This is a genomic window from Stenotrophomonas sp. STEN147, from assembly GCF_056757995.1.
This window is the reverse complement of record NZ_JBRRCG010000016.1, coordinates 26385-41635: the sequence shown is the minus strand read 5'-3', so window position 1 is coordinate 41635 and position 15251 is coordinate 26385. Positions and strand designations below refer to the sequence as shown.

Sequence of the window (15251 nt, the reverse complement as noted above, 5' to 3'; positions counted from 1 at the left end):
CGACTTACCGTGGTTCCTGACGGAACCTCAACCCAGAAAATCATCCAAAGGTATTAATCATGTCCCTTACCAACGAACAGATCGTCGACGCCATCGCCGAGAAGTCCCTGATGGAAGTGATGGAGCTGGTCAAGGCCATCGAAGAGAAGTTCGGCGTCTCCGCCGCTGCTCCGGTTGCCGTGGCTGCTGCCGCTGGCCCGGCCGCTGCTGTTGAAGAGCAGACCGAGTTCACCGTCACCCTGAAGTCGGCCGGCGAGAAGAAGGTCGAAGTCATCAAGGCCGTCCGCGCCATCACCGGCCTGGGCCTGAAGGAAGCGAAGGACCTGGCCGAAGCCGGTGGCGTCCTGAAGGAAGGCGCTTCGAAGGACGACGCCGAGAAGATGAAGAAGGACCTGGAAGCTGCTGGCGCGACTGTCGAAGTCAAGTAAGCACTTCCTTTGCATCGTCATCGATTCTCGGCGATGCAGCCAAGGCTGGGGGCGTAAGCCCCCGGCCTTTGGTCGTTGTTGCAGGCCCGCGTACTGCGCGGGTGGAATCAGGCGGTAGAAAGCCCAACACGGGCTGCGGTCAAATCCCGGCACGCCCGCGCATCGCGCGGCAGCAGGGAAGTAGATGCAGACGAGTTGGCAGTTGGAAGTAGCGGGAGAAGGCGTGCTGGTGCCGGCAATACCAGCGACTTCCAACTGACAATTTCAAAGTTCCCTTCAGGGTCGTGGACGCACGGCCCGCACAACAAGGTGGAAGACCTCATGACGTCCTATTCGTTCACCGAAAAGAAGCGTATCCGCAAGGATTTCGGCAAGCAGCGCTCGATTCTCGAAGTGCCGTTCCTGCTGGCGATCCAGGTGGATTCCTACCGTGATTTCCTGCAGGAGAACATCGATCCGGCCAAGCGTGCCGATCATGGCCTGCACGCCGCGCTGAAGTCGGTCTTCCCGATCGCCAGCTACAGCGGCAATGCCGCCCTGGAGTACGTCGGCTACAAGCTGGGCGAGCCGGTCTTCGACGAACGTGAATGCCGCCAGCGCGGCATGAGCTACGGCGCCCCGCTGCGCGTGACCGTGCGCCTGGTGATCTACGACCGCGAGTCGTCGACCAAGGCCATCAAGTACGTGAAGGAGCAGGAGGTCTATCTGGGCGAAATCCCGCTGATGACCGAGAACGGCACCTTCATCGTCAACGGCACCGAGCGCGTCATCGTCTCGCAGCTGCACCGCTCGCCGGGCGTGTTCTTCGACCACGACCGCGGCAAGACCCACAGCTCGGGCAAGCTGCTGTACAGCGCCCGCATCATTCCCTACCGCGGCTCCTGGCTGGACTTCGAGTTCGACCCGAAGGACGCGCTGTTCACCCGTATCGACCGCCGCCGCAAGCTGCCGGTGTCGATCCTGCTGCGCGCGCTTGGCTACAGCAACGAAGAGATGCTGGCCGAGTTCTTCGAGATCAACACCTTCCACATCAACCCGGATGAAGGCGTCCAGCTGGAGCTGGTGCCGGAGCGCCTGCGTGGCGAAACCCTGGGCTTCGACCTCGCCGACGGCGACAAGGTCATCGTGGAAGCCGGCAAGCGCATCACCGCGCGCCACATCAAGCAGCTGGAAGCCTCGGGCATTGCGGCCCTGGCCGTGCCGGACGACTACCTGGTCGGCCGCATCCTGTCGCACGACGTGGTCGATGCCTCGACCGGCGAACTGCTGGCCCAGGCCAATGACGAAATCAGCGAAGAGCAGCTGCAGAACTTCCGCAAGGCAGGCGTCGATGCGGTCGGTACCCTGTGGGTGAACGACCTGGATCGTGGTCCGTACCTGTCCAACACCCTGCGCATCGATCCGACCAAGACCCAGCTGGAAGCACTGGTCGAGATCTACCGCATGATGCGTCCGGGCGAGCCGCCGACCAAGGACGCCGCGCAGAACCTGTTCCACAACCTGTTCTTCACCTTCGAGCGCTACGACCTGTCCGCGGTCGGCCGCATGAAGTTCAACCGTCGCGTGGGCCGCAAGGAAACCACCGGCGAAGCCGTGCTGTACGACAGCAAGTACTTCGGTGAGCGCAACGACGAAGAGTCCAAGCGCCTGGTCGCTGCCCATGGCGACAGCTCCGACATCCTGGACGTGATCAAGGTCCTGACCGAGATCCGCAATGGTCGCGGCGTGGTCGACGACATCGATCACCTGGGCAACCGTCGCGTGCGTTCGGTCGGTGAAATGGCCGAGAACGTGTTCCGCGTCGGCCTGGTCCGCGTCGAGCGCGCGGTCAAGGAACGCCTGTCGATGGCCGAGTCCGAAGGCCTGACGCCGCAGGAACTGATCAACGCCAAGCCGGTCGCTGCCGCCATCAAGGAGTTCTTCGGCTCCTCGCAGCTGTCGCAGTTCATGGATCAGAACAACCCGCTGTCGGAAGTGACCCACAAGCGTCGCGTCTCGGCCCTGGGCCCAGGCGGCCTGACCCGTGAGCGCGCCGGCTTCGAAGTGCGCGACGTGCACCCGACCCACTACGGCCGCGTCTGCACCATCGAAACGCCGGAAGGCCCGAACATCGGCCTGATCAACTCGCTGGCCGTGTACGCCCGCACCAACCAGTACGGTTTCCTCGAGACCCCGTACCGCAAGGTCGTGGACGGCAAGGTCTCCGACGAGATCGAGTTCCTGTCGGCGATCGAGGAAAACGAGTACGTCATCGCCCAGGCCAACGCCCTGACCGATGCCAAGAGCATGCTGACCGAGCAGTTCGTGCCGTGCCGCTACCAGGGCGAGTCGCTGCTGAAGCCGCCGGCGGAGGTCCACTTCATGGACGTCTCGCCGATGCAGACCGTGTCGATCGCGGCCGCGCTGGTGCCGTTCCTGGAGCACGATGACGCCAACCGCGCACTGATGGGCGCGAACATGCAGCGTCAGGCCGTGCCGACCCTGCGTTCGCAGAAGCCGCTGGTCGGCACCGGCATCGAGCGCGCCGTGGCGCGTGACTCCGGTGTGACCGTGAACGCCCGTCGTGGTGGTGAGATCGTGCAGATCGACGCCGCCCGCATCGTGGTCAAGGTGTTCGAGGAAGAGATCGTCGGTGCCACCGACGCCGGCGTCGACATCTACAACCTGGTCAAGTACACCCGTTCCAACCAGAACACCTGCATCAACCAGCGTCCGCTGGTCCAGGTGGGTGACGTCATCGCCCGCGGCGACGTGCTGGCCGACGGTCCGTCCACCGACATCGGCGAACTGGCCCTGGGCCAGAACATGCTGATCGCGTTCATGCCGTGGAACGGCTACAACTTCGAAGACTCCATCCTGCTCTCCGAGCGCGTGGTGGAAGAGGATCGCTACACCACGATCCACATCGAAGAGCTGACCTGCGTCGCGCGCGACACCAAGCTGGGGCCGGAGGAAATCTCCGCCGACATCCCGAACGTCTCCGAGCAGGCGCTGAACCGCCTGGACGAGAGCGGCGTGGTGTACATCGGTGCGGAAGTCCGCGCCGGCGACATCCTGGTCGGCAAGGTCACGCCGAAGGGCGAAAGCCAGCTGACCCCGGAAGAGAAGCTGCTGCGCGCGATCTTCGGCGAGAAGGCTTCGGACGTTAAGGACAGCTCGCTGCGCGTTCCGCCGGGCATGGACGGCACCGTCATCGACGTGCAGGTCTTCACCCGCGACGGCATCGAGAAGGACAAGCGTGCGCGCCAGATCGAAGAGTCGGAAATCAAGCGCGTCAAGAAGGACTTCGACGACCAGTTCCGCATCCTGGAAGCCGCCATCTACATGCGTCTGCGTTCGCAGATCGTCGGCAAGGTGGTCAACGGTGGTGCCGGCCTGAAGAAGGGTGACGTCATCACCGACGCGTACCTGGACGGCCTGAAGAAGGCTGACTGGTTCGTGCTGCGCATGAAGGACGAGGACGCTTCGGAAGCCATCGAGCGCGCCCAGAAGCAGATCCAGGCGCACGAGAAGGAATTCGAGCGTCGCTTCGCCGACAAGCGCGGCAAGATCACCGCAGGCGACGACCTGGCTCCGGGCGTGCTGAAGATGGTCAAGGTGTTCCTGGCCGTGAAGCGCCGCATCCAGCCGGGCGACAAGATGGCGGGTCGCCACGGCAACAAGGGTGTGGTGTCCAACGTGGTGCCGGTCGAGGACATGCCGTACATGGCCTCGGGCGAAACCGTGGACATCGTGCTGAACCCGCTGGGCGTGCCGTCGCGTATGAACATCGGCCAGATCCTGGAAGTGCACCTGGGCTGGGCCGCCAAGGGCCTGGGCCGCAAGATCCAGGCGATGCTGGAAGCCCAGGCGGCCGTTGCCGACCTGCGCCGGTTCCTGGACGACATCTACAACCACGATGACACCAACGTGGCCAACCGTGTCGACCTGTCGCAGTTCAGCGACGAGGAGCTGCTGCGCCTGGCCCGTAACCTCACCGACGGCGTGCCGATGGCCACCCCGGTGTTCGACGGTGCCACCGAAGCGGAAATCAAGCGCATGCTGGAACTGGCCGATCTGCCGAGCAGTGGCCAGACCCAGCTGTACGACGGCCGCACCGGTGAAGCGTTCGATCGCCACACCACCGTGGGTTACATGCACTACCTGAAGCTGAACCACCTGGTCGACGACAAGATGCACGCGCGTTCGACCGGTCCGTACTCGCTCGTCACCCAGCAGCCGCTGGGCGGCAAGGCGCAGTTCGGTGGCCAGCGCTTCGGTGAAATGGAAGTCTGGGCGCTGGAAGCCTACGGCGCGGCCTACACCCTGCAGGAAATGCTGACGGTGAAGTCCGATGACGTGCAGGGCCGCAACCAGATGTACAAGAACATCGTCGACGGTGAGCACGAGATGGTCGCGGGCATGCCGGAATCCTTCAACGTGCTCGTGAAGGAAATCCGCTCGCTGGCCATCAACATGGAACTGGAAGACAACTGATCCATGCCGGCGCGGCGGCTCTCTCCGCCGCGCCGCTGGCAGTGACCTGAAAGCCCATCGACACAGCATTCCTCCTTCTGGAGAACACCATGAAAGACCTGCTCAATCTCTTCAACCAGCAGCGCCAGACGCTGGACTTCGACGCGATCAAGATCGCGCTGGCTTCGCCGGACCTGATCCGCTCGTGGTCCTTCGGCGAAGTGAAGAAGCCGGAAACCATCAACTACCGTACCTTCAAGCCGGAACGCGACGGCCTGTTCTGCGCCGCCATCTTCGGCCCGGTCAAGGACTACGAGTGCCTGTGCGGCAAGTACAAGCGCATGAAGCACCGCGGCGTGGTCTGCGAGAAGTGCGGCACTGAAGTGACCCTGGCCAAGGTGCGCCGCGAGCGCATGGGCCACATCGACCTGGCCTCGCCGGTCGCGCACATCTGGTTCCTCAAGTCGCTGCCGTCGCGCATCGGCCTGATGCTGGACATGACCCTGCGCGACATCGAGCGCGTGCTGTACTTCGAAGCCTACGTGGTGACCGAGCCGGGCCTGACCGCCCTGGAGCGCCGCCAGCTGCTGACCGAAGAACAGTACCTGCAGGCCCGCCAGGAGCACGGTGACGACTTCGACGCCGCCATGGGCGCCGAGGCCGTGTACGAACTGCTGCGCACGATCGACCTGCAGTCGGAGATGACCCGCCTGCGCGAGGAGATCGCCGCGACCGGTTCGGAAACCAAGCTGAAGCGACTGACCAAGCGCATCAAGCTGATCGAAGCCTTCCTGGAGTCGGGCAACCGTCCGGAATGGATGGTGATGACCGTGCTGCCGGTGCTGCCGCCGGACCTGCGTCCGCTGGTGCCGCTGGACGGTGGCCGCTTCGCGACCTCCGACCTGAACGACCTGTACCGCCGCGTCATCAACCGCAACAACCGCCTGCGCCGCCTGCTCGAACTGAGCGCGCCGGACATCATCGTGCGCAATGAAAAGCGCATGCTGCAGGAATCGGTCGATGCGCTGCTGGACAACGGCCGCCGTGGCCGTGCCATCACCGGCACCAACAAGCGTCCGCTGAAGTCGCTGGCCGACATGATCAAGGGCAAGCAGGGTCGCTTCCGTCAGAACCTGCTGGGCAAGCGCGTGGACTACTCGGGCCGTTCGGTCATCGTGGTCGGTCCGTACCTGCGCCTGCACCAGTGCGGCCTGCCGAAGAAGATGGCACTGGAACTGTTCAAGCCGTTCGTGTTCGCCAAGCTGCAGCGTCGTGGCCTGGCCACCACCATCAAGGCCGCCAAGAAGCTGGTCGAGCGCGAAGAAGCCGAAGTCTGGGACATCCTGGAAGAGGTCATCCGCGAGCATCCGGTGATGCTGAACCGCGCGCCGACCCTGCACCGTCTGGGCATCCAGGCGTTCGAGCCGGTGCTGATCGAAGGCAAGGCCATCCAGCTGCATCCGCTGGTCTGCACCGCGTTCAACGCCGACTTCGACGGTGACCAGATGGCCGTCCACGTGCCGCTCTCGCTGGAAGCCCAGCTGGAAGCGCGTGCGCTGATGATGTCGACCAACAACATCCTGTCGCCGGCCAACGGCGAGCCGATCATCGTGCCGTCGCAGGACGTCGTGCTGGGTCTGTACTACATGACCCGCTCGCTGGAAAACAAGAAGGGCGAGGGCATGGCCTTCGCCAACATCGCCGAAGTCAAGCGCGCCTACGACAACCGCGTAGTGGAACTGCACGCCAAGGTCAAGGTCCGCATCACCGAAGTGGTGACCGACGAGGAAGGCAACAAGCAGAACAAGACCTCGATCGTGGATACCACGATCGGTCGCGCCCTGCTGGCTGAAATCCTGCCGGAAGGCCTGCCGTTCGCGCTGGCCAACACCGAGCTGACCAAGAAGAACATCTCGCGCCTGATCAACTCCAGCTACCGTCAGCTGGGTCTGAAGGACACGGTCGTGTTCGCCGACAAGCTGATGTACACCGGCTTCGCCTACGCAACCCGCGCCGGCGTGTCGATCGGTATCGACGACATGCTGATCCCGGACGAAAAGCGCGGCATCCTCACCGAGGCCGAAGCCGAAGTGCTGGAAATCCAGGAGCAGTACCAGTCGGGTCTGGTCACCGCTGGCGAGCGCTACAACAAGGTGGTCGACATCTGGTCGCGCACCAACGAGCGCATCGCCAAGGCGATGATGGACACCATCGGTACCGAGAAGGTCGTCAATGCCAAGGGTGAGACCATCGATCAGAAGTCGATGAACTCGCTGTACATCATGGCCGACTCCGGTGCACGAGGCAGCCAGGCGCAGATCCGTCAGCTGGCCGGCATGCGCGGCCTGATGGCCCGCCCGGACGGCTCGATCATCGAGACGCCCATCAAGGCGAACTTCCGCGAAGGCCTGAACGTGCAGGAGTACTTCAACTCCACCCACGGTGCCCGTAAGGGTCTGGCCGATACCGCGCTGAAGACCGCGAACTCGGGTTACCTGACCCGTCGACTGGTCGACGTGGCGCAGGACGTGGTGATCACCGAGGTGGATTGCGGTACCACCGAAGGCCTGATCATGACCCCGATCGTGGAAGGCGGCGACGTGGTCGAGCCGCTGAAGGACCGCGTGCTGGGTCGCGTGGTTGCCGAGGACGTGTTCCTGCCGGGCAACGACGAAGATCCGATCGTCACCCGCAACACCCTGCTGGACGAGCAGTGGGTCGCCAAGCTGGAAGATGCCGGCGTGCAGAGCATCAAGGTGCGTTCGACGATTTCGTGCGAATCGGCCTTCGGTGTCTGCGCTCGCTGCTACGGCCGCGATCTGGCCCGTGGCCATCTGGTCAACATCGGTGAAGCGGTCGGCGTCATCGCCGCCCAGTCCATCGGTGAGCCGGGTACCCAGCTGACCATGCGTACCTTCCACATCGGTGGTGCGGCGTCGCGAGCTGCTGCGGTCGACAACATCACCGTCAAGACCACCGGCTCGGTCAAGTTCAGCAACCTCAAGTCGGTCGAGCATGCCAACGGCTCGCTGGTGGCAGTGTCGCGCTCGGGCGAAATCTCGGTGCTCGATGCCCACGGCCGTGAGCGTGAGCGTTACAAGCTGCCGTACGGCGCGACCATCACGTCCAAGGACGGCGATGCGATCAAGGCTGGCCAGACCGTGGCCAACTGGGATCCGCATAACCACCCGATCGTGTCGGAAGTGGCCGGCTTCATCCGCTTCATCGACTTCGTCGACGGCATCACCGTCATCGAGAAGACCGACGAGCTGACCGGCCTGGCCTCGCGCGAAATCACCGATCCGAAGCGTCGTGGTACCCAGGCCAAGGACCTGCGCCCGATCGTGCGCATCGTCGACGCCAAGGGCAACGACCTGTCGATCCCGGGCACCGATCTGCCGGCGCAGTACCTGCTGCCGCCGCGTTCGATCGTCAACCTGCAGGATGGCGCCCCGGTGGGCGTGGGCGACGTCGTCGCCAAGATCCCGCAGGAAGCCTCCAAGACCCGCGACATCACCGGTGGTCTGCCGCGCGTGGCCGACCTCTTCGAAGCGCGCAAGCCGAAGGATCCGGCGGTGCTGGCCGAGCGTTCGGGCATCATCAGCTTCGGCAAGGACACCAAGGGCAAGCAGCGCCTGATCATCAAGGACACCGATGGTTCGGAGCACGAAGAGCTGATTCCGAAGTACCGCCAGGTCATCGTGTTCGAAGGCGAGCATGTCACCAAGGGTGAAACCATCGTGGACGGCGAGCCGAGCCCGCAGGACATCCTGCGCCTGCTGGGTGTCGAGCCGCTGGCGGCCTACCTGGTCAAGGAAATCCAGGACGTGTACCGCCTGCAGGGCGTGAAGATCAACGACAAGCACATCGAGGTGATCACCCGCCAGATGCTGCGCAAGGTCGAGATCACCGATCAGGGCAGCAGCAAGTTCCTGAACGGCGAGCAGGTCGAACGCCAGCGCGTTATCGAGGAGAATGCCCGCCTGTCGACCCGCAACGAGCTGCCGGCGCGGTTCGATCCGGTCCTGCTGGGCATCACCAAGGCCTCGCTGGCCACCGAGTCGTTCATCTCGGCGGCGTCGTTCCAGGAGACCACCCGCGTGCTGACCGAAGCGGCCGTGCGCGGCACCTCGGACAACCTGCGCGGCCTGAAGGAAAACGTCATCGTCGGCCGTCTGATTCCGGCCGGTACCGGTCTGGCGTACCACAGCCAGCGCCGTCGTGGCGCGTCCGGCCTCACCGAGTCGGAGATGCAGACCCTGGCCGGCACCCCGGCGGCGGTCGAGGCTCCGGCAGTGGAAGCCGAGACCGAACAGGCTGCGGGCGAGGAATGAGGTGACCGGTCCGGCCGCAAGGCCGGACCCACCTTTGCGGTAACGCCCGGGGACATGCCCGGGCGGGCTTGAAGGGCAGGGCGGCGCAGGCCGTCCGACCTGGCTGTAGCGGCAGGCGGCTCCATCCGTGGAGGGCCGGTCGAACCTGAACGGGGTACATGGAGGCCCCCCAGTAACGTTCCGGGATCAGGGACGGGCTTGACAGGACGCGTTTGACGTCGTTCCTGGCAGGTTGCTACAATCGTCTGTCTCAGCAGGCCAGAATTTTGGCCTGCTTTAACATTTCCGCATCTCTGGCCGGATTTTCCGGCCACCAATCAGAAGAACCTACTGATGGCGACGATCAACCAGCTGGTCCGCAAGCCGCGGCAAGCGACCACCTACAAGAGTGCCTCGCCGGCGCTCGACAAGTGCCCGCAGCGCCGTGGCGTCTGCACCCGTGTCTACACCACCACTCCGAAGAAGCCGAACTCGGCCCTTCGCAAGGTTGCCAAGGTCCGCCTGACCAACCAGGAAGAAGTGATTTCCTACATCGGTGGTGAAGGCCACAACCTGCAGGAGCACTCCGTGGTCCTGATCCGCGGCGGTCGCGTCAAGGACCTGCCGGGTGTGCGTTACCACACCGTTCGTGGCTCGCTCGACGCCGCCGGCGTTGCCAAGCGTCGCCAGGCCCGTTCCAAGTACGGCGCCAAGCGTCCGAAGGCCTAAGGAGAGAGCACTATGTCGCGTAAGGGTAATACTCCGCAGCGTTCCGTCCTGCCCGATCCGAAGCACGGAAGCGAAACCATCGCCCGCTTCATCAACATGGTCATGCAGAGCGGCAAGAAGTCCGTCGCCGAAAAGATCGTGTACGGCGCCATGGACGTGATCACCGAGAAGAACAGCAGCGCCAACGCCATCGAGCTGGTGCAGAAGGCGCTGGACAACGTCGCTCCGGCGGTCGAAGTCAAGTCGCGTCGCGTCGGCGGTGCCACCTACCAGGTGCCGGTCGAAGTGCGTGCCTCGCGCAAGATGGCGCTGGCCATGCGCTGGCTGATCGACTCCGCGCGCAAGCGTGGTGAGAACACCATGCCGAAGAAGCTGGCTGCTGAACTGATCGACGCCTCGGAAAACCGTGGTGGCGCCATCAAGAAGCGCGAAGAAACCCACCGCATGGCCGAAGCCAACAAGGCATTCGCCCACTACCGCTGGTGAGTTTGACGGCCTTGCAAAACAGGCAGGGCAGCACCACCTAGGTGCTGCCTCGCGGTCCCAGAAGGACTGCGCCAACCCGAAGGCCGCCGAAAGGCGGCGTTCGGCCATCCGAAATCCAAGAAATCTGAGAGGCTCCCCGTGGCCCGTTCCACTCCCATCGAGCGTTACCGTAACTTCGGCATCATGGCTCACATCGATGCCGGCAAGACCACCACGTCCGAGCGCATCCTGTTCTACACCGGCAAGAGCCACAAGATCGGTGAAGTGCATGACGGCGCCGCCACCATGGACTGGATGGAGCAGGAGCAGGAGCGTGGCATCACGATCCAGTCCGCTGCCACCACCGCGTTCTGGAAGGGCATGGACAAGTCCCTGCCGGAGCATCGCTTCAACATCATCGACACCCCCGGGCACGTCGACTTCACCATCGAAGTGGAGCGCTCGCTGCGCGTGCTCGACGGTGCGGTGTTCGTGCTGTGTGCCGTCGGTGGCGTGCAGCCGCAGTCGGAAACCGTGTGGCGCCAGGCCAACAAGTACCACGTGCCGCGCATCGCGTTCGTCAACAAGATGGACCGTACCGGTGCCAACTTCCAGAAGGTCGTCGGCCAGCTGAAGGCCAAGCTGGGCGCGGTTGCCGTGCCGATGCAGCTGCCGATCGGCGCTGAAGACAACTTCAAGGGCGTCGTCGACCTGCTGAAGATGAAGGCCATCCATTGGGATGAAGCCTCGCAGGGCATGAAGTTCGAGTACAGCGACATCCCGGCTGAACTGCAGGCGGCTGCTGAAGAAGCCCGCCAGTTCATGGTCGAGACCGCTGCCGAAGCCAGCGAAGAGCTGATGGAGAAGTACCTGGGCGGCGAAGAGCTGGCCGAGGCTGAAATCATCAACGCGCTGCGTACCCGTACCCTGGCCACCGAGATCGTGCCGATGTACTGCGGCTCGGCGTTCAAGAACAAGGGCGTGCAGGCCATGCTGGACGGCGTGATCCAGCTGCTGCCGTCGCCGGTCGATGTGCCGGACGTGAAGGGCGTGGACGTCGACGACGATACCGTCGAGATGACCCGCAAGTCGGACGACAAGGCGCCGTTCTCGTCGCTGGCCTTCAAGATCATCACCGACCCGTTCGTCGGCGCGCTGACCTTCTTCCGCGTCTACTCGGGCACGCTGAACGGTGGTGACACCGTGCTGAACTCGGTGAAGGGCAAGAAGGAGCGCATCGGCCGCATCCTGCAGATGCACTCGAACAACCGCGAGGAAATCAAGGAAGTTCTGGCGGGTGACATCGCTGCGGCCGTGGGCCTGAAGGACACCACCACCGGCGACACCCTGTGCGCCGTGGACGCCCCGATCATCCTGGAGCGCATGACGTTCCCGGAGCCGGTGATCTCGATGGCCGTCGAGCCGAAGACCAAGTCGGACCAGGAAAAGATGGGTCTGGCCCTGGGTCGTCTGGCGCAGGAAGATCCGTCGTTCCGCGTCAAGACCGACGAAGAATCCGGCCAGACCATCATCTCGGGCATGGGCGAGCTGCACCTGGACATCATCGTCGACCGCCTCAAGCGCGAGTTCAACGTTGAAGCCAACGTCGGTGCGCCGCAGGTGGCCTACCGCGAAACGATCACCCTGGCCGACGTCAAGTCGGACTACAAGCACGCCAAGCAGTCCGGTGGTAAGGGTCAGTACGGTCACGTCGTGATCGAGCTGTCGCCGATCACCGCTGAAGACCGTGCCGATCCGAAGCTGGCTCCGGCCATCAAGGACGACTTCCTGTTCATCAACGACATCACCGGCGGCGTGATCCCGAAGGAATTCATTCCGTCGGTCGAGAAGGGCCTGCGCGAAACCATCACCAGCGGCCCGCTGGCTGGCTTCCCGGTCGTGGACGTCAAGGTGAAGCTGGTGTTCGGTTCGTACCACGACGTCGACTCCTCGGAAATGGCGTTCAAGCTGGCTTCGTCGATGGCCTTCAAGCAGGGCTTCGCCAAGGCCAAGCCGGTGCTGCTGGAGCCGATCATGAAGGTCGAGATCGTGACCCCGGAGGATTACCAGGGTGACGTGATGGGCGACGTCAGCCGTCGTCGCGGCGTGCTGCAGGGTTCCGACACCACCGGTGACGGTTCGGCCAGCATCATCAACGCGATGATCCCGCTGGGTGAAATGTTCGGCTACGCCACTGCGCTGCGTTCGCAGACCCAGGGCCGCGCCACCTTCACCATGGAATTCGATCACTACGAGCCGGCTCCGACCAACATCGCCGAAGCCGTCATGAAGAAGGGCTGAGCCTCGCTCAGCCTCTCTTGAAACCACTTACGAACAATCAAGGTATATAACAATGGCAAAGGGTAAGTTCGAGCGCACCAAGCCGCACGTCAACGTCGGCACCATCGGTCACGTCGACCACGGCAAGACCACGCTGACCGCCGCGCTGACCAAGATCGGCGCCGAGCGCTTCGGTGGCGAGTTCAAGGCGTATGACGCCATCGACGCCGCACCGGAAGAAAAGGCTCGTGGCATCACGATCTCGACCGCGCACGTCGAATACGAATCCCCGACCCGTCACTACGCCCACGTTGACTGCCCGGGCCACGCTGACTACGTCAAGAACATGATCACCGGTGCTGCCCAGATGGACGGCGCGATCCTGGTGTGCTCGGCCGCTGACGGCCCGATGCCGCAGACCCGCGAGCACATCCTGCTGTCGCGTCAGGTCGGCGTGCCGTACATCGTGGTGTTCCTGAACAAGGCTGACATGGTCGACGACGCCGAGCTGCTCGAGCTGGTCGAAATGGAAGTGCGCGAACTGCTGAGCAAGTACGAGTTCCCGGGCGACGACACCCCGATCATCTCGGGTTCGGCCCGCCTGGCGCTGGAAGGCGACCAGAGCGAGATCGGCGTGCCGGCGATCCTGAAGCTGGTTGACGCGCTGGACACCTGGATTCCGGAGCCGGAGCGTGCGATCGACAAGCCGTTCCTGATGCCGGTGGAAGACGTGTTCTCGATCTCGGGCCGCGGCACCGTGGTGACCGGTCGTATCGAGCGCGGCGTGATCAAGGTCGGTGACGAAATCGAAATCGTCGGTATCCGTCCGACCCAGAAGACCACCGTGACCGGCGTGGAAATGTTCCGCAAGCTGCTGGACCAGGGCCAGGCAGGCGACAACGCCGGTCTGCTGCTGCGCGGCACCAAGCGTGACGATGTCGAGCGCGGCCAGGTTCTGGCCAAGCCGGGTTCGATCACCCCGCACACCGAGTTCGAAGGCGAAGTGTACGTGCTGTCGAAGGACGAGGGCGGCCGTCACACCCCGTTCTTCAACGGCTACCGCCCGCAGTTCTACTTCCGCACCACCGACATCACCGGCGCTGCCAAGCTGCCGGAAGGCGTGGAAATGGTGATGCCGGGTGACAACGTCAAGATGACCGTGACCCTGATCAACCCGGTCGCGATGGACGAAGGCCTGCGCTTCGCCATCCGCGAAGGTGGCCGCACCGTCGGCGCCGGCGTGGTCTCGAAGATCATCAAGTAATCTGTTAGACTCTGCGCCCCGATGTTGCCTGGGTAGGGCATCGGGGCGTATCAAAATGGGAAAGCAGGCACAGGATGTGCCTTGTGTTCCCCGGACCAGGAAGGGTCAAGGCCATTCAGGCGGCGTCAACAGGAGACTGTTGACAGCTGCCTGGCGTGCCATTATGCTTCTACGTCTGGGCAGGCCGGGAAACTGGTCTGCCTACGTTTTTGAGGTCTACGGATTGACCTTGTCGGCCTGCAGGAGTGCGGGCCGTCCGTATGCAGGAATTTCATGGGGCAAAGCAACCCAGAGGCTTTGTCTGTCGCTCTTTTAACGAAGGAACCTACCGCCATGGCGGACCAAAAGATCCGGATCCGGCTGAAAGCGTTCGATCATCGTCTGATCGACCGTTCGGCCAGCGAGATCGTTGAAACGGCAAAGCGGACCGGCGCGCAAGTGCGTGGCCCGATCCCGCTGCCGACCAAGATCGAGCGTTACACCGTTCTCGTTTCCCCGCACGTCGACAAGGACGCGCGTGACCAGTACGAGACCCGCACGCACAAGCGCGTGCTCGATATCGTTGACCCGAATGACAAGACCGTGGACGCGCTGATGAAGCTCGAACTGGCTGCCGGCGTCGACGTTCAGATCAAGCTGACCTGAGGACTACGACCATGACGAAGAAGTATTCGTTGGGCTTCGTGGGCCGCAAGGCCGGCATGAGCCGCGTGTTCACCGAAGATGGTCGTTCCATCCCGGTGACCCTGATCGAAGCCACCCCGAACCGCATCGCGCAGATCAAGACCGTCGAAACCGACGGCTACAGCGCCGTGCAGGTGACCGTCGGCGCGCGTCGCGCTGCCCTGGTCAACAAGCCGGAAGCCGGCCACTTCGCCAAGGCGAAGGTGGAAGCGGGTCGTGGCCTGTGGGAATTCCGCGTTGAAGACGCGCAGCTCGGCGATTTCGCCGTCGGCGGCGAAGTCAAGGCGGACATCTTCGAAGTCGGCCAGATCGTCGACGTCCAGGGTGTCACCAAGGGTAAGGGTTTCCAGGGCACCATCAAGCGCCACAACTTCCGTATGGGCGATGCAACCCACGGTAACTCGCTGTCGCATCGCGCGCCGGGTTCGCTGGGTCAGCGCCAGACCCCGGGTCGCGTTTTCCCGGGCAAGAAGATGTCGGGCCACATGGGCGCGGTGCAGCAGAGCACCCAGAACCTGGAAGTGGTCAAGGTCGACGTCGAGCGCGGTCTGATTGCGGTTCGCGGTGCCGTTCCTGGCGCGGCGGGTGGCGATGTGATCGTCCGTCCGGCGAGCAAGGCATAAGGAGAGATGA

At 63.6% G+C, this 15251-nt stretch carries 9 protein-coding genes; all 9 read left to right on the top strand.

All coding sequences use genetic code 11. The features are described 5' to 3' along the window. The first annotated feature begins 59 nt into the window (after positions 1 to 59). The 9 genes from rplL (at position 60) to rplC (ending at position 15241) form a co-directional block, all read left to right on the top strand. Complete coding sequence (gene rplL, locus ACVOKU_RS14850) at positions 60 to 428, top strand: 50S ribosomal protein L7/L12 (RefSeq protein WP_053519954.1); 369 nt, start codon at positions 60 to 62, stop codon at positions 426 to 428. 321 nt (positions 429 to 749) lie between these two features. Beyond that, positions 750 to 4904 (top strand): DNA-directed RNA polymerase subunit beta, encoded by a 4155-nt coding sequence (gene rpoB / locus ACVOKU_RS14845; protein ID WP_074902649.1) that lies wholly within the window; start codon positions 750 to 752, stop codon positions 4902 to 4904. Between the two features lie 89 nt (positions 4905 to 4993). Then, on the top strand, positions 4994 to 9217 hold the full coding sequence (gene rpoC / locus ACVOKU_RS14840; RefSeq protein WP_053519956.1) for a DNA-directed RNA polymerase subunit beta': 4224 nt from the start codon (positions 4994 to 4996) through the stop codon (positions 9215 to 9217). A 333-nt stretch (positions 9218 to 9550) separates the two neighbouring features. Then, positions 9551 to 9925 carry a 30S ribosomal protein S12 gene (rpsL, locus tag ACVOKU_RS14835; protein WP_004145320.1) on the top strand — a complete coding sequence of 125 codons (375 nt, stop codon included), beginning with the start codon at positions 9551 to 9553 and terminating at the stop codon, positions 9923 to 9925. 12 nt (positions 9926 to 9937) lie between these two features. Then, positions 9938 to 10411: a 30S ribosomal protein S7 gene (gene rpsG / locus ACVOKU_RS14830; protein WP_053519957.1), complete on the top strand. Its 474-nt coding sequence runs from the start codon at positions 9938 to 9940 to the stop codon at positions 10409 to 10411. A 138-nt stretch (positions 10412 to 10549) separates the two neighbouring features. Beyond that, a complete protein-coding gene (fusA, locus tag ACVOKU_RS14825) occupies positions 10550 to 12691 on the top strand; it encodes an elongation factor G (RefSeq protein ID WP_049470847.1) in 2142 nt (713 codons plus the stop codon). Positions 12692 to 12743: 52 nt separating this feature from the next. Next, complete coding sequence (tuf, locus tag ACVOKU_RS14820; RefSeq protein WP_065176003.1) at positions 12744 to 13934, top strand: elongation factor Tu; 1191 nt, start codon at positions 12744 to 12746, stop codon at positions 13932 to 13934. A 333-nt stretch (positions 13935 to 14267) separates the two neighbouring features. Continuing rightward, complete coding sequence (gene rpsJ / locus ACVOKU_RS14815; RefSeq protein WP_005408208.1) at positions 14268 to 14579, top strand: 30S ribosomal protein S10; 312 nt, start codon at positions 14268 to 14270, stop codon at positions 14577 to 14579. Between the two features lie 11 nt (positions 14580 to 14590). Further along, a complete protein-coding gene (gene rplC, locus ACVOKU_RS14810) occupies positions 14591 to 15241 on the top strand; it encodes a 50S ribosomal protein L3 (protein WP_004145336.1) in 651 nt (216 codons plus the stop codon). The last annotated feature ends 10 nt before the right edge of the window (positions 15242 to 15251 follow it).

Bases quoted from the DNA above. Each gene is read 5' to 3' on its own strand.
- rplL (WP_053519954.1), top strand. From the start codon at position 60: ATGTCCCTTACCAACGAACAGATCGTCGACGCCATCGCCGAGAAGTCC.
- rpoB (WP_074902649.1), top strand. From the start codon at position 750: ATGACGTCCTATTCGTTCACCGAAAAGAAGCGTATCCGCAAGGATTTC.
- rpoC (WP_053519956.1), top strand. From the start codon at position 4,994: ATGAAAGACCTGCTCAATCTCTTCAACCAGCAGCGCCAGACGCTGGAC.
- rpsL (WP_004145320.1), top strand. From the start codon at position 9,551: ATGGCGACGATCAACCAGCTGGTCCGCAAGCCGCGGCAAGCGACCACC.
- rpsG (WP_053519957.1), top strand. From the start codon at position 9,938: ATGTCGCGTAAGGGTAATACTCCGCAGCGTTCCGTCCTGCCCGATCCG.
- tuf (WP_065176003.1), top strand. From the start codon at position 12,744: ATGGCAAAGGGTAAGTTCGAGCGCACCAAGCCGCACGTCAACGTCGGC.
- rpsJ (WP_005408208.1), top strand. From the start codon at position 14,268: ATGGCGGACCAAAAGATCCGGATCCGGCTGAAAGCGTTCGATCATCGT.
- rplC (WP_004145336.1), top strand. From the start codon at position 14,591: ATGACGAAGAAGTATTCGTTGGGCTTCGTGGGCCGCAAGGCCGGCATG.